The following is a 17,590-nucleotide window of genomic DNA, read 5'->3' on the forward strand; positions in this document are numbered from 1 at the left end:
CCCGGCATGGACCCGCGAGCTTCACGACGCCCCCTTGCCGTTCTTCTGCGGCTGCGTGACCTGCACATGATCGCCGTCCGCGATCGAATCGCTCGGGTTGATGATGATCCTGTCGTTTGCTTCGATCCCGCTTTCGATTTCGAGCGACTGCCCGAGATCCTGCGCGATCACGATCTTGCGCAACTGCACGTTGCCCTTCGCATCGACCACCGCAAGGCGCGGACCTTCGGCGCGAAACAGCAGCGCATTGCCCGGCACCATCAGTTGCGCATGAGCCGCCGCAGGCACGGCGACCTGAACATAAGCGCCGGGCCGCAGCTTGCCGTCGGGATTCGGCAGCGTCACTTCGATCTGCAGCGAACGGGTGGGCACGTCGATCGCGCCGGAAATGTGCGTGACCGTGCCGTGGAATTGCTGGCCCGGCAATTCTGCCTGCGTGACCACCACCTTCTGTCCGACCGACACGTTTTGCGCATACGCCTGCGGCAATTGCACATAGACGCGCAGCGGGTCCGACTGCGCGAGTGCGAACAGCGCGCGGCTCGTGCCGCTGCCCGCGTCGATCAGATCGCCGACGTCGACGTTGCGCTGCGTGACCACGCCCGCGAACGGCGCGACGATCCGCTTGAACGATTCGAGTTGCTGCAGGCGCTTGACGTTTGCATCGGCGGCGGCGAGGTTGGCGACGTCCTGCGTGTAGGTGCTTTGCCGTTCGTCGAGTTCCTGCTGCGAGACCGCATCGCGTTGACGCAATTGCTGCCAGCGCTCCAGCGAGCTTTTCGCCAGACCGAGGCTCGAACTGGTTTGCTGACGCTGCGCCAATGCCTGCGCGAGTTCCTGATCGATTTCGGGCGTGTCGAGTTCGGCGAGCAGTTGGCCCTGCTTCACGCGCGCGCCGATATCGGCGTACCAGTGCAGCAGATAGCCGGTCGAGCGCGCGTAGATCGGCGATTCGACGTAGCCGCGCAAGGTGCCCGGCAACAGCGTGTTGCCGCCGCCTTCGGTTTGCGTCGGGCTCACCACGTTCACGTATTGGGTGGCGTTCTGCTCGGTGGTCGCCTCGACCGAACGGTTTTGCAGCACGTTCGCGATCACGGTGCGCAACGCGCCCAGCGCGAGCAGCGCGAGCACGATCCAGACCGCGATCTTCGCGCGCTTCCATTCGCGGTGGCGCGGCGGCAATGCGTGCCCCTCTTCAGTTTCTCGCGAGGGGATCGCTAGCGATGCGTGAGTTTTTTCGGTCATCTCAGTCAGCCATCTCAGTCAGCCGTCATTTATCTTTACGCGGGCCGGGCAGCGCCGCCGTGGTCCGGCGCGGGGCCGTCGTTGCCGCTATTGCCGCCATCGCCGCCGTTGCCATTGCCGCCTTTGTCGTCGTCGCTGCGGTGGCGACGCGCGAGGCGGCTATGAATGCCTGCGAACACGATCGGCACGAAGAACAGCGTGGACACCGTGGCGAACAGCAAGCCGCCGATCACCGCGCGGCCGAGCGGCGCATTCTGCTCGGCGCCTTCGCCGAGCCCGAGCGCCATCGGAATCATGCCGATGATCATCGCGAACGCGGTCATCAGCACCGGCCTGATCCGGCTCGCGCCGGCTTCGAGCGCGGCGGTGAGCGGCGGCACGCCGGTGGCGAGCCGCTGGCGCGCGAACGCCACCATCAGAATGCTGTTGGCCGTCGCGACGCCCATCGTCATGATTGCGCCGGTCAGGGCCGGCACGCTCAGATGCGTGCCGGTCAGAAACAGCATCCACACGATGCCCGCGAGCGCCGCCGGCAATGCGCTGACGATGATCAGCGGATCGACCCACGACTGGAAATTCACCACGATCAACAGATAGACCAGCACGATCGCCATCGCCACGCCGAGGCCAAGGCCGAAGAACGAACTGCGCATGGTCTGCACCTGGCCGCGCACGGTGATCTGACTGCCGCGCGGCAGCGACGCCCGCACGTTGTTCGCGAGCTTGTCGACCTGATTCGCCACGCTGCCAAGATCGCGCTTCTCGACGCTCACATACAGATCGATCACCGGCCTGATGTTGTAGTGCGTGACTTCCGCGAACTGCGTCTGCGGCGAGACCCGCACCAGGTTGCCGAGCAGTTGCGTGGGCCCGGTGGCCGAACCCGATACCGGCGTGCGCAACAATTCATCGATCGACGAGACCTGATACTGCGGCGTCTGCACCGCGACGTTGTATTCGACGCCGTTCCTGTTGTTGAACCAGAATCCCGGCGACGTTTGCGAGCCGCCCGACAGCGAAATCAGCACGTTCTGCGCGACGTTGCTCGCGCTCAGATTGAGTTGCTGCAAGCGGGTGCGGTCCATCTGAAGGTTGATCGCGGGCTCGTCGAGCTTCTGCTGGATGTGCGTGTCGACGGTGCCGGGAATCAGCCGCACCTGCTTGAGCAGCTTGCGCGCGACGTCGAAGTTGCCCTGCTGATTCGCGCCGGAAATCTGCACGTCCACCGCGGCCGGCAAACCGAAGTTGAGAATCTGCGTGACGATGTCGGCCGGCTGAAAGAAGAACTCGACGCCCGGAAAACGTTGCGGCAGGATCGCGCGCAACTTGTCCATATACATCTGCGTCGGCTTGTGGTCTTCATTGAGCGCCACCTGAATCTCGCCGTCGAGCGTGCCGATCGTGCCGGAATTGCTGTACGAGAGGTTGATGCCGCTATACGGCAAGCCGAGGTTGTCGAGGATCGTGCCCAGTTCCTTCGCCGGCACGACCTCGCGGATCACCTTCTCGACTTCGTCGGCGAGACGCGCCGTTTCCTCAATGCGCGTGCCGGTCGGCGCACGCATGTGCAGGCGGATGTCGCCCGCGTCGACGCTTGGGAAGAAGTCTTCGCCGAGCACGAAGACCAGCCCCATCGACACGATGCAGAAGCCGAGAAACAGGCTGCCGAACAGGCGCCGGCGCACCAGCAGGCTGCTCAGAATGATGATGTACGCGGCCCGCATGCGCTCGAAGCCGCTATCGAAGCGCCGGTAGACGCGCATGAACAGATTCGGCTGTGCGCCCTCCTTCGGCTTGTGCGCGTGGCCCATCAGCAGCATCGCCAGAGTCGGCACCAGCGTGCGCGACAGGATGTACGACGCGAGCATCGCGAACACCACCGCTTCGGCGAGCGGCACGAACAGATAGCGCGCGACGCCGGTCAGGAAGAACATCGGCACGAACACGATACAGATGCACAGCGTCGACACGAGCGCCGGAATCGCGATCTCGCCCGCGCCGTCGAGAATCGCATCGTGCAGATTCGTGCCCATATGCAGATGCCGTTCGATGTTCTCGATCGTCACCGTCGCGTCGTCGACCAGAATCCCGACCGCCAGCGCGAGCCCGCCGAGCGTCATGATGTTGATGGTCTGCCCGAGCGCGTGCAGCACGATCAGCGAAGACAGGATCGATAGCGGAATCGAAATCGCGATGATGCAGGTGCTGCGCCAGTTGCCGAGAAACAGCAGGATCATCGCGGCGGTCAGCGCGGCGGCGATCAGCGCCTCGCGCACCACGCCCTGCACGGCCGCTTTCACGAACACCGACTGATCGAACAGCGCCGTGATTTTCAGGTCCGGCGGCAACGCGGCGCGCGCGCCCGGCAACAGCCCTTTCAAGGTATCGACGATCGACAGCGTCGACGCGCTGCCGTTCTTCAGCACCGACATCAGCACGCCGCGGTGGCCGTTCTGCCGCACGATGTTGGTCTGCGGCGAGAAGCCGTCGCGCACGTGCGCGACTTCGCGCAGATAGGTCGTCGCGCCGTTGAGCGTGCGCACCGGAATATCGTTGAGCCCTTCCACCGTGGCAGGCGAGCCGTTCATGTTGATCGTGTATTCCTTCGGCCCGATCTTCGCCGTGCCCGTCGGCAAAATCAGGTTTTGCGCGTTGAACGCGCTGACCACGTCGGACGGCGTCAAGCCTTTTGCGAGCAATGCGCGCGTGTCGAGGTCGACCGAGATCAGACGTGATTTGCCGCCATACGGATATGGCACGGCCGCGCCCGGAATCGTCACGAGCTGCGGACGCAGGAAATTCAGCGCGGTGTCGTTGAGCGCTTGCTCGGAAAGCGTCGGGCTCGACAGGCCGAGCTGGATCACCGGAATGCTGGACGCCGAGTAGCTGATCACCAGCGGCGGCGTGGCGCCCGGCGGCATCTGCTTGAGCTGCGCCTGTTCGACTGCCACGGTCTGCGCGATCGCCGTCTGGATGTTCGCATTCGGTTGCAGGAACACCTTCAGGATCGTGATGCCCGCGAGCGATTGCGATTCGATGTGCTCAATGTCGTTGACCGTGGTGGTCAGACTGCGCTCATTGACCGACGTGATGCGATTGGCCATGTCTTCGGCCGACAAACCCGTGTACGTCCAGATAATGCTGACCACGGGAATATTGATTTCCGGCAGCACGTCGACCGGCGTGGTGAACAGCACGAATGGCGTCGCCAGCAAGATCAGAATGGCCATCACGATGAACGTGTATGGCCGTTTAAGCGCTACGTTGACGATCCACATTGAAACGCGCCCGAGAGAATGCAGGTAAGGGAGATGGGTGAATCAGCGTTTATGCTAGATCGGTGGCACCAACGCCTGCATGGCGCGAAAATGGCGGAATTGTCAGGAAGGTTATTGAAAGCAGCGGGGCTGTTTCATGCGCGTGAAGACTTGGGGATAAGCAAACGTTTGCTGAACAAAGATAGGTGCTGTTTAAAGCACGTAGACTTGCGTGGCTTGGCTTGCGGTGGCGGCCAGAAATATTGTGAAGCATGCTTTCAGATTGATTTGCGCAAAGCAAATACTTCACGCGACGCATTACATGAAAAAGACCGGTCGACCTCGAGGGTCGACCGGTCTTTGCTTTACGAAACACCGTTTGCGTTCTGAAGCCTACTTGGCGAACAACGACGACATATCGGCAAACGCCTTGAACTCCAGGGCATTGCCCGACGGATCGAGGAAGAACATCGTCGCCTGCTCGCCGACTTCGCCCTTGAAACGCACATGCGGCTCGATGATGAATTCGATGCCGGCCTGGCTCAGCTTGTCGGCGGCGGCCTGCCATTGCTCCATCGACAGCACCGCGCCGAAGTGACGAACCGGCACCGCATCGCCGTCGACCTTGCTGGTCTGCCGGTGGCCGATCTCGTCCGGCGCGAGGTGCGCGACGATCTGATGGCCGTAGAAGTTGAAATCGACCCACGCGTCCGAGCTGCGACCTTCGGGGCAGCCCAGCAGTTCGCCGTAAAACTCGCGGGCGGCGGCGAGGCTATGAACAGGAAACGCCAGATGGAACGGCGGCAAAACGTTTTCGGCAACGCTCATGATGGGGAGACTCGCTGACTGGAAGTGGGGTTGATGCGATCGGCGTCGCGGCGCACAGGCCGCACGCGTGAGGCCAAGTTTAACCATGACTAAAAATGGTGAAAAACGATATATATTTGACCTCACCATCACCAATTTCGATCAATCGAGAATGCTCAGCGAGCTCAAGACCTTTATCGCCGTCAGCCAGTACGGCACGTTTTCCGGCGCGGGCGCGCGCATCGGCCTGACTCAATCCGCGGTGAGCGCGCAGATGCAGCGGCTCGAAGAGGAGCTCGGCTTCGCGCTGTTCGACCGCACCGGCCGCTCCGCGACGCTCAACGACGCGGGCCGCGAGACCCTCGCGCTCGCCGAGGAAATGATGACGCTCTACGCGCGGCTCTCCGAACGCGGCGCGGGCGCGGCGGAGAGCGGCATGCTGCGGGTGGGCGCGATTGCGTCCGCGCAAGTGTCGTTTCTCGCCGACGCGCTCGCCCGCTTTCGCGACGACCGGCCCGGCTGGCGGATTCGCGTGGTGCCCGGTGTGTCGTTGGGTCTGCTGGGGCAAGTGGATTCCGGCGAGCTCGATCTGGCCGTCATCATCAAGCCGCCGTTCGCGCTGCCGTCCGAACTCGAGTGGCGCACGCTCGTCACTGAGCCGTTCGTGCTGCTCGTGCCGAAGAAGCTCGCGCGCGGCCAGCACTCGTGGCGCGAACTGCTCAGGAGCGAGCCGTTCATCCGCTACGACCGCACGTCGTTCGGCGGCCGGCTGGTCGACCGTTTTCTGCGGCGCTCGCGCCTGAACGTGCACGACGTGATCGAGCTGGATGAATTGCAGGCGATCGTGCAGCTGGTCGCGCGCGGCATCGGCGTGGCGCTGATTCCGAACACCGCGGGGCTCGGCAAGTGGCCCGCCAGTGTCGCCGCGCTCGAACTCGGCGACGCGACGTTTCAGCGCGAGATCGGTCTGGTGCAGCGTCCACGGCATAGCCGGCAAGCGGTGGCGGACGTGCTGGCCGATTGTGTCGGTGCGGCAGCGGGGGCGCGAGTGGCCGGGGAGTAGAAGCGTGAGTCGCTGGGCGAGTTGCCGGTTGAGTTGCCGCGCGCGAGTGGCTGGGCGAACTTCCGCTCGAATCGCCACCTGCATCGCCCAATGAACACATGATTGTGTCCGCTCGGCGCCTGGTCGATCAGGCGGCGGCTATCGTCGACGAAAAAGTGGTCGTTCGCGTAGAACAGATCGGCGCCGAAGCGATAGACGATCAGCCCCGGCGCAGTCTGTATACCGGGCACGGCGGGCACCGGCACCCACACGCCGTCGTCGCCGGGGACGAGAATCATCGTGTGCGGCCGGTAACTGTGCCGCACGTGACGCAGCAGCGATAACGCCACCGCCACCAGAATGCCGTGCTCGACGCCGATCAGCACCACCGCTGCCGCAGTGAACACGGCCAGCGCGAATTCGCCGGGACTTTCGCGGCGAATCGCAAACAGCGCCTTCAGATTGATCAGGCCGATCGCGATCGTAAACACGATGCCGGCAAGAACGCAGTGCGGCAGATACTGCAGATAGCGGCTGAAAAACAGCAGCACCACGACCGCCACGACGGCGATCAGCGGCATCGGCACGCGCGGCAAGAAGCGCTTGCACGCCAGAATCGCGACGACCACCAACAGCGAAATGGCGAGCGTCGGCGGATTGATCCGCGCCGACTCGTGCACCACGAGCATCAGTTGATCGATGCTGCGCGCGGCGTGTCCGGGCACCCCGAACATATCGCCCAGCATCGCGATGCCGACCTGCACGCCGACGCCGGCGAGAAAGCCGACCAGCACGGTGCGCGACAGGAAGTCGGCAAGAAAGCCCAGTTTGAAAATCCGCGCAATGAACAGCAACGCGGCAGTGAACAACGCGACCATCGCGGCGAGCGACGCATATTCGGCGCTCGACGCCGGCGCCATCGTCGAGAGCCGGCTCGCGAAGATCGTCGCCGTGGCGGAATCGGCGGCGACGACCAGGTGCCGCGAGGCGCCGAAAAACGCAAACGCGACAAGCGGCAGAAAGACGGTGTAAAGCCCGGTAACGGCGGGCATGCCGGCAATGCGCGCGTAGCCGAGCACCTGCGGAATATCCATCGACGCAAGCTGCACGCCGGCCAGCGCATCGCGCGCCGCCGCGGCACGGCTCAAAGGAAGAACACCCTTCAGCACGCCGATGCGTGCCGTGATATCCGCCAGAAAATCTCGCATACGCGGTGCTGCCCCAAACTCAGGTAATCGCGCATCGTGCCGCGACCCGGCACGCAAAGGCAAGACTTGGTGAACGATCGGCTGGAAAAACAGCTGGAAACAGACAGCCGGAAGCGGAAATCATCCCGGCAGTACGGCCTGTGAGGCCAAGGCTGCCGCCTTCACCGACGTGGGAATCCAACTAACGCTTGAAGTGACCCGTTTGCGGATCCACATGCCGCGCGAAACCGAACAGCGCGACGATGCAAATTGGACAGGCGACCAGGAAGACGGCCAACATCACACACCCCGTAACATATTGCTACCACTAAGTTTAAGCGATTTGTATGTGAATTGAATGGGAGAAAACCGCAAAGCTCTGTTGCCAGGAATTACAACAATTTCTTGCAAATGGGCGAAGCCGAGTGCGCGAGAACACACACGCCATCGCCTGGCCTCATCGTCAGTCTCCCTTATAATCCGGCATGATCCGAATCCCGCTCCCCACGCCCTCGCAAGCGGCTGCCGATAGCCGCCGCACCGCCCTCCTCTCGCCGGCGGTCGCATGAAAACACCGAAACGTCTGCTCCCGCTGGTCGAGGAAGGCCTGATCGACGAGGTCATCGCGCAGTTGATGAGCGGCAAGGAAGCCACCGTCTACGTGGTGCGCAGCGGCGACTCCACGCGTTGCGCGAAGGTCTACAAGGATGCAAAGCAGCGCAGTTTCCGCCAGGCGGCGTCGTATCGGGAAGGCCGCAAGGTCAAGAACAGCCGTCAACAGCGCGCGATGGAAAAAGGCAGCCGCTACGGCCGCGAAGTGCAGGAACAGGCCTGGCAGAACGCCGAAGTCGACGCGCTGTTCCAACTCGCGAACGCGGGCGTGCGCGTGCCGCAGCCCTTCATCTGCACCGACGGCGTGTTGCTGATGGAGCTGGTGACGGACGCCGATGGCAACGTCGCGCCGCGTCTGAACGACGTGCACCTGACCGAAGAACGCGCGCTCGAATTGCACGCGCTGCTGCTCAACGAGGTGGTGCGGATGCTGTGCGCCGGCATGATTCACGGTGACCTGTCCGAGTACAACATCCTGCTCGCCGCCGACGGCCCGGTAATCATCGATCTGCCGCAAGCGGTGGATGCCGCCGGCAATCTCGAAGCGCCCGCGATGCTCGAGCGCGACGTCGACAACCTCGCCGCGTATTTCGGCCGCTTCGCGCCGCAGTTGCTCAACGCCAGTTACGGCAAGGAAATCTGGGCGCTGTACGAAGCGGGCGCATTGCATGTCGATGCGAAATTGACCGGCCATGTCGAACAGGACACCACGCCGATCGATCTGGAAGCCGTGCTACAGGAACTCGAAGATACGCGGCTCGATGAAGAGGCGCGGCTGCGCTACGAACTGTCGCTGCGCAGCGGCACGTGAGCCGCACAAAGGGCTGCACAAAAGGCCGCACATCAGAGCGCATCTGGGCCGCACGTGAGCGGCGCACGGGCGGCCCTGACGAGGCAAAGAAAAGGGGCTACGAAGCGCTCTCCAATCGGGCCGCCGTCACCGAAGCCGCCACCGCCCCCGGCGCCGGCCCCACCGACTCCCGCATCGTCACGCTCACCGGAAATTCGCGGAAGATCTCCCACGTGGTCCGGTAGCACTGGTTGACAAGCCAACGCACCGCGTTCTGCGTCAGCTCCGCAGTGGGGATATGCACCGAAGTCAGCCCCGGCGCCGTGTATGCGGCCGAGTAGTCGTCGTCGTAACCGATCACCGACATTTCGTCCGGCACCGCAATGCCCGCCTGGTGCAGCCGCGCGAGCGCGCTCACCGCCATCGTGTCGTTCGCGCAAAAGAGGCCCGTCACGCGCCGCTTCGAATCGAGCAGCTTCTGCGCGGCGGTGTAACCGCCCTCCGGCGAGAAGTCCGATTCGATCAGCGTGACGTCGTCGCGCGCAATCCCTTCGCGCGCCAGTTCGGCAAAGAAGCCTTCGAGCCGGATCTGGTTGTCCGACGCGGTGAACGGCCCGGAAATCACCGCGATGTCCCGGTGCCCATGATCGAGCAGCGTGCGCGCCGCCAGTTCGCCGCCGCGCCGATGATCGGCGCAAAACGACGCCTCCGGCAATTGCTCGAACGCCCGGTTGAGGAACACCATCTTCGGATGCATGCGATGCAGCATGATCAGGTCTTCGTCGTGCAGATCGTGGCTGATCACCACCACGCCGTCGCAATCGCGGCCGATCAGAAAGTTCACCGCCTCGATGGCCTGCTCGCGCGGCGAGACTTCCCCGCAGCCGGTCGCCACCACCACGTGACGGTGGACCGCGCGCAGTTCGGCATCGGTCTGCTTGAGAATCGTGCCGTAGTAGGAACCGAAGAACGTCGGCACGAAAATGCCGACCATGCCGAGCGACTGCGTCGCCATGGCCCGGCCGATCGACGACGGGCGAAAGTTCAGCGCCTCGATCGCCGCCTTCACGCGGGCGGCGGCATCGGCTGAGACCGGTCCTTTACCGGAAATGGCCCGCGATGCGGTCGACATGCCGACGCCGGCCAGTGCCGCGACATCCTTGAGTGTAGCCACGCGGTTCTCCGTCTAGCCATGTTGATTCCAACGACGCCGTGCGCGGCGCTACAGGCGCGCGCCGCCCGCCTCGTCGAACAGCGAGACATGCGCGGCGTCGAACGAGAACGCCACGGTATCGCCTGGCGCTACCGGCGTCTTGCTCTGGTCGATCGATGCGACCTGTCCGCCATGATAGTCGAGCCAGATGACGCGGTGGTTGCCCATCGGCTCCACCAGCGAAACTTTTGCATGCCCGGCGAGCCCCTCGCCGATCCGCACGTCTTCGGCCCGCACGCCGAGCACGCTCGGCTGCCCTTGCGCCGGCGCGTTTTTGAACGCGTAGGCCGACACGTCGAGCTGCCAGTGCCCGGTGCAAAAGTGCAGCGCCCCGTTGCGCTGTTCGAGCGTGCCCTTGAGCAGATTCATCGCGGGCGAGCCGAGGAAGGTCGCGACGAACAGATTGTCGGGCCGCGCATAGACTTCGGCCGGCGTGCCGAACTGCTGGATCACGCCGCCGCGCATCACCGCCATGCGGGTGGCGAGTGTCATCGCCTCGACCTGATCGTGCGTCACGTAGATCATCGTCGCGCCGAGACGCTGATGCAGTTGCTTGAGTTCGCGGCGCAATTCGATGCGCAACTTGGCGTCGAGATTCGACAGCGGTTCGTCGAACAGGAACACGTCGGCTTCACGCACGATCGCGCGGCCGATCGCCACGCGCTGCCGTTGCCCGCCCGACAGTTGCGCCGGTTTGCGCTTGAGCAGCGGTCCGAGTTGCAGCATTTCGGACGCCCGCGCCACCCGCCGCGCGATCTCCGCCTTCGGCGTGCCGTTGATGCGCAACGCGAACGACAGATTGCGTTCGACGCTCATGGTCGGATACAGCGCATACGACTGAAACACCAGCGCAATGCGGCGGTCTTTCGGATCGGCCCAGGTCATGTCTTCGCCGGCGATCTCGATGCTGCCGTCGCTGACGTCGATCAGTCCGGCGATACTGTGCAGCAACGTGGATTTGCCGCAGCCCGAAGCTCCGAGCAGCACGACGAACTCGCCGGCCCGCACGTCGAGATCGAGGTTCTCGATCACCGTGTTCGCGCCGAGGCGGATGGTCAGATTGCGCACGGCCACGTTGGCCGGATTCGTGAGACCCGCCGCGTCCGCGATCTCGGACACGCCCGCCGCATCGGCCGCATTTGCCAGCGCATTTGCCACATTAGCCGCGTTTGTCATGCCCAATGCCCTACCCCTTGACTGCGCCCGACGCAATGCCCCGCACAAACCAGCGCCCCGAAATGAAGTAGACCGCGAGCGGCACCATCGAAGTCAGAATGGTCGCCGCCATGTTGACGTTATAGAGACGCTCGCCGGTCGTCGTATTGATGATGTTGTTCAACTGCACCGTCATCGGCAGGTTCTTGGTGCCGGCGAACACGAGGCCGAGAATGAAGTCGTTCCAGATGCCCGTCACCTGCATGATGACCGCGACCACGATGATCGGCGTGGACATCGGCAGCATCAGTTGTAGAAAGATACGCCAGAAGCCGCCGCCGTCGATGCGCGCCGCCTTGAACAGGTCCTGCGGAATCGACACGTAGTAGTTGCGAAACAGCAGCGTCATCACCGGCATGCCGAAGATCGTGTGAATCACCACGATGCCCGGCAGCGAACTGAACAGATGCACGCTCGCCAGCACCCGCACGAGCGGATAGACCATCACCTGCACCGGAATGAACGCGCCCATCAGCAGCACGCCGAACAGCAGGCCGGCGCCGCGCGGCCGCCAGAACGACAGCGCGTAGCCGTTGACCGCGCCGATCGCGATCGACAGGATCGTGCTCGGCACGACGATGCGCACCGAGTTCCAGAAGCCCACCTGAATGCCATTGCAATCGAGCCCGGTGCACGCGGATTGCCACGCGGCGCTCCATGCGTCGAGTGTGAAATGGGTGGGGAACGCCAGCAGATTGCCGAGCCGGATCTCGTCCATCGGCTTGACCGACGTGACGAGCATCACATACAACGGCAGCAGGAAGAACAGCGCCGCCGTCAGCAGGAACGCGTAGACGCCCAGGCGCGCCGGCGTGAACCCCGTGCGGCGCCGCCGCCGGTGCGCGCGGCTCGGCGTGCCGCTTTTCAGCGGCGAACTGAGCGTGTTCACCACACCTCCTTTCGCAAGGCCGCGTGGCTACGGGCGTAGAAGAACGGCGCGAGAATCGCCAGCACCGTCGCCAGCAGCACGATCGACGCTGCCGACGCGAGGCCGATATTCGCGCGCCCAAACAGATAGTCCATGATGAATTTGGCCGGCACTTCGCTGGCGGTGCCGGGACCGCCCTGGGTCATCGCGACCACGGCGTCGTAGAGCTTCACGACCATCACGAACAGCAGCACGAACGCGGTGGAGATCGACGGCCCGAGCATCGGCACGACGATGCTCGCATACACGCGCCAGCGCGGAATGCCGTCGATGCGCGCGGCTTTCCACAGTTCGTCGTCGATGCCGCGCAAGCCCGCGAGCAGCAATGCCATCACCAGACCCGAGGCCTGCCATACCGTCGCGATGACGATGGTGTAGATCACCCAGTCCTGATCGACGATCCAGTCGAAGCGCGCGGGCACGAAGCCGAGCTTGTGCAGCACGGCCTGCGCGCCGAGCTCCGGGTTCAGAATCCATTGCCAGACGAGCCCCGTCGCGACGAACGACATTGCGTACGGATAGAGAAACACGGTGCGCAACGCGCCTTCCGCGACCACGCGCTGATCGACGAAAATCGCCAGCAGCAACCCGATCACCATGCACGCGACGATGAAGCACGCGCCGCAGATCACGATGTTTTGCAGCGACAGCAACCAGCGGTCGTTATGAAAGAGCTTCACATATTGCGTGAAGCCCGCGAAGTCGCCGGAAGGAAACGTGCGCGAATTGCTCAGCGATACACGCGCGGTCCAGACCATCGTGCCGAGATACGCGAACACGACGGTCAGGACCATCGGTAGCAGCGCCAGCCACACCGCGATGGAAACGCGTTTCCTGAGCGGCTTGTTGCCAGGCCTGTTGCTGGACTTCTGACCCGGCCTGGAACTGGTGGCAGGCAGCTTGAGCGCGTGCATCGCCGGCGCCTAGCTCTTCAATGCGCTGGCAAACGCCTTCTGCGCATCGTCGACCGACTGGTTCTTGTTCCAGAAGTTCGTCACCACGTCGGTCAGCGCGCCCTGCGTGTCAGGCGAGAGCAGCATTTCCGGATTCGGCAACTGACGCGACTTGTCCTTCATGATCGCGATGCCCTCCTTCGCGCAAACATCGAGAACGCCGGCGTCCACGTCGGGACGAATCGGAATCGAGCCTTTCTTCGCGCTGAATGCGACCTGCGCGGACGGCGAGGTCATCACCGTGGCAAGCAGATTCTGCGCCTTGACCGCGCTGGCGTTGTCGGTCTTCGGGAACACGAACACGTCGCCCGCGACCAGATACGGCGAACGCGGACCGAAGCCGGGGAAGCAGCCGAAGTCCTTGCCCGCGCTCTGGTTGGCCGCCGAGAATTCACCCTTGGCCCAGTCGCCCATGATCTGCACGCCCGCCTTGCCGGAAATCACGAGCGCGGTGGCGTCGTTCCAGTTGCGGCCCGGCGAGCCCGGATCGACGAAATCGTGCAGACGCTTGAACGACGCCAGGACTTTCTTGAACGCATCCGAATTCACCGCCTTCATGTCGTGATCGCGGTACACCTTCATATACAAATCAGGTCCGCCCACGTCGGCCAGCACCGCGTCGAACGTGATCTTCTCCTGCCACGGCTGGCCGCCGAGCGCGAGCGGAATCACGCCCGCGGCTTTCAGCTTGCCGAGATCGGCAATAAACTCGTCATAGCTGTTCGGCTCGGCGGTAATGCCGGCCTTCTGGAATACCGGCTTCGAGTAGAAGAACCAGGCCGGCATATGGATGTCGACCGGCGCGGCATAGTAATGCCCCTTCACCTTGATGCTGTCGAGAATCGATTGCGGGAACACGCCGCTCCAGTTCTCCTTCGCGGCGACATCGTCGACATTGTTCAGCAGGCCCTGATCGATCAGGTCGTGAAACTGTCTGGACGTATTGAATTGCGCGGCCGTGGGTGGATCGCCGCCGACGATCCGGTTGATCGCCGTGGAACGGGCCTGATCGGCGCCCGCTACCGCGTTGTCGACCCACTGGCCGCCGGCCTTGTTATACGCGTCGGCAAACTGGCGAATCGCGGCCGATTCGCCGCCCGATGTCCACCAGTGAATCACGTTGGCCTTCAGGGGCTCCGCATGCGCGACAACGCCATACAACGCCAGTGCCGCAACCACGCCTCGCAAGACCATTTTTCTGCTGTTCGTTCCGTCTCCTCCAGGCTTTGTGCCCGTGTTGCAAGTCGACATACAAATCAGCTCCACCCGTTTTTTGCAGCCTTATTGCATCGCTATTACTACTGCTGCGCTTTGCGCTCTTTCAGGAATTTGGCCAGCAGTTCGCCACTGCGTTTGAGCGTGCGTTTCTGCGTCGTGTAGTCGACGTGGAAGATGCCGAAGCGCCGCTCGTAACCGAACGCCCACTCGAAGTTGTCCATCAGCGACCACAGGAAATAGCCGCGAATCTCCACGCCTGCCTTGATCGCCTGGTCGACCGCGGCGAGATGGCGCTTGATGAACGAGATGCGCTGGCTGTCGTCCACGCGGCCGTCGGTCACCTGGTCGTTCGAGGCCATGCCGTTTTCGGTGATGTAGATCGGCGGCAGGTTCGCATAGGTATCCTTGAAACCGGTCAGCAGGTCGCGCAAGCCGTCGGGGTGCACTTCCCAGCCCATCTGCGTGCGCTCGACGCCTGCGAGCGGCACTTCCTTCAAACCGTGCGCACCGTCGCTCGCGACGTTCGTGCGGAAATAATAGTTGATGCCGAGGAAGTCCAGCGGCGCCGAAATGATCTTCATGTCGCCTTCAAGCACCAGCGGCTCGGTGCCCGGCCACAATTCGAACAGCGCCTGCGGATACTCGCCCTTGAGCAGCGGATCGAGAATCCATGCGTTGTGCTGAACCTCGAACAACTCGGCCGCGCGCTGATCGGCGGCGCTGTCGCTGTTGGCCGTGCCGCGGCCGACGTTGGCGACGATGCCCTTTTGCGAACGCGGGTCGTTCGCGCGCAGCACCGGCAGCGCGAGACCGTGCGCGAGCAGCAGATGGTGCATCGCTTGCGTCGCGAAGCGGCCGTTCGCGAGGCCCGGCGCGTGGTGGCCGTTGCCGTAGCCGAGATACGCCGAGCACCACGGCTCGTTGAGCGTCGCCCACGCGTCGACCAGGCCGGTCAGCTCGCGGCTCATCAGGTCCGCGTAGTCGGCGAAACGGTAAGCGGTGTCGCGGTTGAGCCAGCCGCCGCGATCTTCCAGATGCTGCGGCAAGTCCCAGTGATACAGCGTGGCGAAGGTCGTGACGCCCTTCTCTTTCAGACGCGTAAGCAGTCGCTTGTAGAAGTCGATGCCCTTGCGGTTCGGCGCGCCCGCTGCGTCCATCACACGCGGCCAGGCGATCGACAGCCGATAGCCTTCGAGGCCGAGCCCCACCAGCATGTCGACGTCCGCTTCCCAGCGATGGTAGTGATCGCAGGCCACCGCGCCGGTGTCGCCGGCCAGCACCTTGCCGGGCGTCGCCGAGAAGGTGTCCCAGATGGACGGCAGGCGGCCGTCTTCATGCACCGCGCCTTCGATCTGATATGAAGCCGTGGCGGCGCCGAGCAGGAAGTTCTTGCGCCACAGCGACGAGTCCGCCGGCGGCGTGAAGGGATCGGCGAGCGAATGGGGGGAGATTGCGTCGACTACTGCGGATGTGTCGTTTGCCACGGCTTCTCCTACGCTGAGATCGTTGAACCGGGTGGGGTGGAAGACGCTGCGCGACCTGAGTTAAACACTTGAGTGGAAGCGCTTCCATACGAACCAGCGAACGATAGCAGCGGCGGATTCATCGCAGCAATCAGGGTTTGTCTGGAGCGGTACTGGCAGGCGCGGCGGTGTGGTGCGCGGTGCATTTGGGACGGTGTTGGCGGGACGCCCGGCGTTACACCCGACGCAGCGAACCGCCAGCACGAACCCTCAGCTTCGGCAGACGCTCAGTGCTGGCGCAGCGAATCCGCGAGCGCGTGAAGGTTGAATGGCTTCACGCGGATCACGCCGCCACGCGGACTGTCGATATCGGCGATCAGCGTGAACGCCAGCGACACCACCAGCGGCACGACCAGCAGCAGCCCCGCGCCCGCTTTCAACGCGCGCGCGCCGTAGCCGACCAGCAGATTCGCACACATCGCAATCAGCGTCATCAGTATCCACGCCGCGTCAGGGATGCGGTTCCACCACGCGGCCTGGGTGTAGCCCTGCGTGTTGAGCACGTCGTTCATCGCGGCGACGGCGAGCGCGACGACCGGCGTCGGCTGCGCGACGGCAGCGTTCTTCACGGTGGACCACAGCTCCTGCTGCAGACGTGCGGTCTCGGCATTGACCTTCGCGAGCTCCTGCTGGTTGCGTGTCGTGTAGAACAGCACGCGCTCGTCGAGATAGCTTCGCAGCAAGGTGCGGATCGCCGCCGCTTCGGCGGCGGGCAGCAGATCGGCGCGCACGTAGGCGGTGCCGATCGCGTTCGCCTCCTCTTCCTCGAAGTTCTTTCGTTGATCGTAGCGGCCGACCGCCATCGAAAAAGTGAAGCCGATGATCAGCGCGAGCAGCGTCAACGTCGCGGCCTGGATCACGCTGAAGTCGTCGCGGGCCTCGTCCTCGATTTTTCTGAGGCGCCGCAACAGCGCCGCGCCGATGCGCGCCGACAGCCACATGGTGACAAAGGACACGATGAATACAAGCGGCGGATAGTTGAGGATGTTTGGCATGGCGGGCGTTTTTCTCGGAGCGATGGGCGGGAACCGCTTTCTGATTACGACGACGCGTGCACAACCGTTGCATGATAAGCGCCGCGGACCCGGTGTGGATAGACGCGCGGCGCTCATGCCGCCACCCTACCGCCCGCTCCCCGCCATCAGATAGTAACGTCCGTCGGCACTTACGTTGAAGCCGAAACCGCACGCCGTCATCGAGCCATGCGTGCGCACGTCCAGACGCTCACGCGGCGGCCACCGCGCGGCCGGGCATCACGTCGTCCGGGTAGTCGTCGCCACGGCTCACCGCGCTTCGGTAGTAGGCGCGCGCGTCGGACAGCGCACCCAGCTTCAGTTGCACGTCGCCCTGATGGACCAGCGCCATCGCTACGCGCGAGCGCGCCGAACTGGCGTTCGTCGAAGAAATGAAGTCTTGCGGATTCGTGGCCGAATCGCTGGCGCGCCATGGGATCGTTGGTGCGTCGGTCGCGCCGAAAGAGAACGGGGCAAACACCGGTGCGGCCGCGCCGAGGGTCATCGAGGGGCAGTCATCATCCATGTGAAATAGTCGTTGCCCCGGACCAACGCATGCAGCCCCTTTTGTTCCTGGCAAGGCGGTG

At 63.7% G+C, this 17,590-nt stretch carries 15 protein-coding genes; 3 read left to right on the forward strand and 12 right to left on the reverse strand.

Annotation, left to right across the window (positions count from 1 at the left end):
- Positions 1-21: 21 nt before the first annotated feature.
- Positions 22-1,245 (reverse strand): efflux RND transporter periplasmic adaptor subunit, encoded by a 1,224-nt coding sequence (locus tag HV744_RS01085; RefSeq protein WP_175147716.1) that lies wholly within the window; start codon positions 1,243-1,245, stop codon positions 22-24.
- A gap of 35 nt (positions 1,246-1,280) precedes the next feature.
- The gene (locus HV744_RS01090; protein WP_175147717.1) at positions 1,281-4,523 is read right to left on the reverse strand and encodes an efflux RND transporter permease subunit; all 3,243 of its coding nucleotides are present in this window, start codon (positions 4,521-4,523) and stop codon (positions 1,281-1,283) included.
- 33 nt (positions 4,524-4,556) lie between these two features.
- On the opposite strand from HV744_RS01090, the gene HV744_RS01095 reads away from it, so the two are divergent.
- On the forward strand, positions 4,557-4,892 hold the full coding sequence (locus tag HV744_RS01095; RefSeq protein WP_175147718.1) for a hypothetical protein: 336 nt from the start codon (positions 4,557-4,559) through the stop codon (positions 4,890-4,892).
- A gap of 3 nt (positions 4,893-4,895) precedes the next feature.
- Here HV744_RS01095 and HV744_RS01100 read toward each other — a convergent pair whose 3' ends face one another.
- Positions 4,896-5,330, reverse strand: a complete 435-nt coding sequence (locus tag HV744_RS01100) for a VOC family protein (protein ID WP_175147719.1) — start codon at positions 5,328-5,330, stop codon at positions 4,896-4,898.
- 151 nt (positions 5,331-5,481) lie between these two features.
- Between HV744_RS01100 and HV744_RS01105 the strand changes: the two genes are divergently transcribed.
- Positions 5,482-6,372 (forward strand): LysR family transcriptional regulator, encoded by an 891-nt coding sequence (locus HV744_RS01105; RefSeq protein ID WP_175147720.1) that lies wholly within the window; start codon positions 5,482-5,484, stop codon positions 6,370-6,372.
- Here HV744_RS01105 and HV744_RS01110 read toward each other — a convergent pair.
- The gene (locus HV744_RS01110) at positions 6,261-7,559 is read right to left on the reverse strand and encodes a SulP family inorganic anion transporter (protein WP_246278891.1); all 1,299 of its coding nucleotides are present in this window, start codon (positions 7,557-7,559) and stop codon (positions 6,261-6,263) included. The genes HV744_RS01105 and HV744_RS01110 overlap by 112 nt on opposite strands.
- Before the next feature lie 544 nt (positions 7,560-8,103).
- Between HV744_RS01110 and HV744_RS01115 the strand changes: the two genes are divergently transcribed.
- Entirely contained in the window at positions 8,104-8,961 is an 858-nt protein-coding gene (locus tag HV744_RS01115; RefSeq protein WP_175147721.1) for a PA4780 family RIO1-like protein kinase, read from the forward strand.
- A gap of 97 nt (positions 8,962-9,058) precedes the next feature.
- Here the strand turns inward: HV744_RS01115 and HV744_RS01120 are convergent, their stop codons facing one another.
- The 8 genes from HV744_RS01120 to HV744_RS01155 form a co-directional block, all read right to left on the reverse strand.
- On the reverse strand, positions 9,059-10,114 hold the full coding sequence (locus HV744_RS01120; protein WP_175147722.1) for a LacI family DNA-binding transcriptional regulator: 1,056 nt from the start codon (positions 10,112-10,114) through the stop codon (positions 9,059-9,061).
- Positions 10,115-10,162: 48 nt separating this feature from the next.
- Positions 10,163-11,329, reverse strand: coding sequence for an ABC transporter ATP-binding protein (locus HV744_RS01125; RefSeq protein ID WP_175147723.1), 1,167 nt, complete (start codon positions 11,327-11,329; stop codon positions 10,163-10,165).
- Positions 11,330-11,339: 10 nt separating this feature from the next.
- Positions 11,340-12,257 (reverse strand): carbohydrate ABC transporter permease, encoded by a 918-nt coding sequence (locus HV744_RS01130; protein ID WP_175147724.1) that lies wholly within the window; start codon positions 12,255-12,257, stop codon positions 11,340-11,342.
- Complete coding sequence (locus tag HV744_RS01135; protein ID WP_175147725.1) at positions 12,254-13,210, reverse strand: carbohydrate ABC transporter permease; 957 nt, start codon at positions 13,208-13,210, stop codon at positions 12,254-12,256. The genes HV744_RS01130 and HV744_RS01135 overlap by 4 nt, the downstream gene beginning before the upstream one ends.
- Before the next feature lie 9 nt (positions 13,211-13,219).
- A complete protein-coding gene (locus HV744_RS01140; protein ID WP_175147726.1) occupies positions 13,220-14,443 on the reverse strand; it encodes an ABC transporter substrate-binding protein in 1,224 nt (407 codons plus the stop codon).
- A 104-nt stretch (positions 14,444-14,547) separates the two neighbouring features.
- Positions 14,548-15,951, reverse strand: coding sequence for a GH1 family beta-glucosidase (locus HV744_RS01145; protein WP_175147727.1), 1,404 nt, complete (start codon positions 15,949-15,951; stop codon positions 14,548-14,550).
- A gap of 266 nt (positions 15,952-16,217) precedes the next feature.
- Positions 16,218-16,985 (reverse strand): bestrophin-like domain, encoded by a 768-nt coding sequence (locus HV744_RS01150; protein WP_175147728.1) that lies wholly within the window; start codon positions 16,983-16,985, stop codon positions 16,218-16,220.
- 229 nt (positions 16,986-17,214) lie between these two features.
- Positions 17,215-17,529 (reverse strand): hypothetical protein, encoded by a 315-nt coding sequence (locus HV744_RS01155; RefSeq protein ID WP_175147729.1) that lies wholly within the window; start codon positions 17,527-17,529, stop codon positions 17,215-17,217.
- Positions 17,530-17,590: the final 61 nt, after the last annotated feature.

The sequence above is a fragment of the Paraburkholderia ultramafica genome (assembly GCF_902859915.1).
Taxonomy (GTDB): domain Bacteria; phylum Pseudomonadota; class Gammaproteobacteria; order Burkholderiales; family Burkholderiaceae; genus Paraburkholderia; species Paraburkholderia ultramafica.

Coding starts and splice junctions, on each gene's coding strand:
- HV744_RS01085 (WP_175147716.1), bottom strand. CDS start 1,245: ATGACCGAAAAAACTCACGCATCGCTAGCGATCCCCTCGCGAGAAACT.
- HV744_RS01090 (WP_175147717.1), bottom strand. CDS start 4,523: ATGTGGATCGTCAACGTAGCGCTTAAACGGCCATACACGTTCATCGTG.
- HV744_RS01095 (WP_175147718.1), top strand. CDS start 4,557: ATGGGTGAATCAGCGTTTATGCTAGATCGGTGGCACCAACGCCTGCAT.
- HV744_RS01100 (WP_175147719.1), bottom strand. CDS start 5,330: ATGAGCGTTGCCGAAAACGTTTTGCCGCCGTTCCATCTGGCGTTTCCT.
- HV744_RS01105 (WP_175147720.1), top strand. CDS start 5,482: ATGCTCAGCGAGCTCAAGACCTTTATCGCCGTCAGCCAGTACGGCACG.
- HV744_RS01110 (WP_246278891.1), bottom strand. CDS start 7,559: ATGCGAGATTTTCTGGCGGATATCACGGCACGCATCGGCGTGCTGAAG.
- HV744_RS01115 (WP_175147721.1), top strand. CDS start 8,104: ATGAAAACACCGAAACGTCTGCTCCCGCTGGTCGAGGAAGGCCTGATC.
- HV744_RS01125 (WP_175147723.1), bottom strand. CDS start 11,329: ATGACAAACGCGGCTAATGTGGCAAATGCGCTGGCAAATGCGGCCGAT.
- HV744_RS01135 (WP_175147725.1), bottom strand. CDS start 13,210: ATGCACGCGCTCAAGCTGCCTGCCACCAGTTCCAGGCCGGGTCAGAAG.
- HV744_RS01140 (WP_175147726.1), bottom strand. CDS start 14,443: ATGGTCTTGCGAGGCGTGGTTGCGGCACTGGCGTTGTATGGCGTTGTC.
- HV744_RS01150 (WP_175147728.1), bottom strand. CDS start 16,985: ATGCCAAACATCCTCAACTATCCGCCGCTTGTATTCATCGTGTCCTTT.
- HV744_RS01155 (WP_175147729.1), bottom strand. CDS start 17,529: ATGGATGATGACTGCCCCTCGATGACCCTCGGCGCGGCCGCACCGGTG.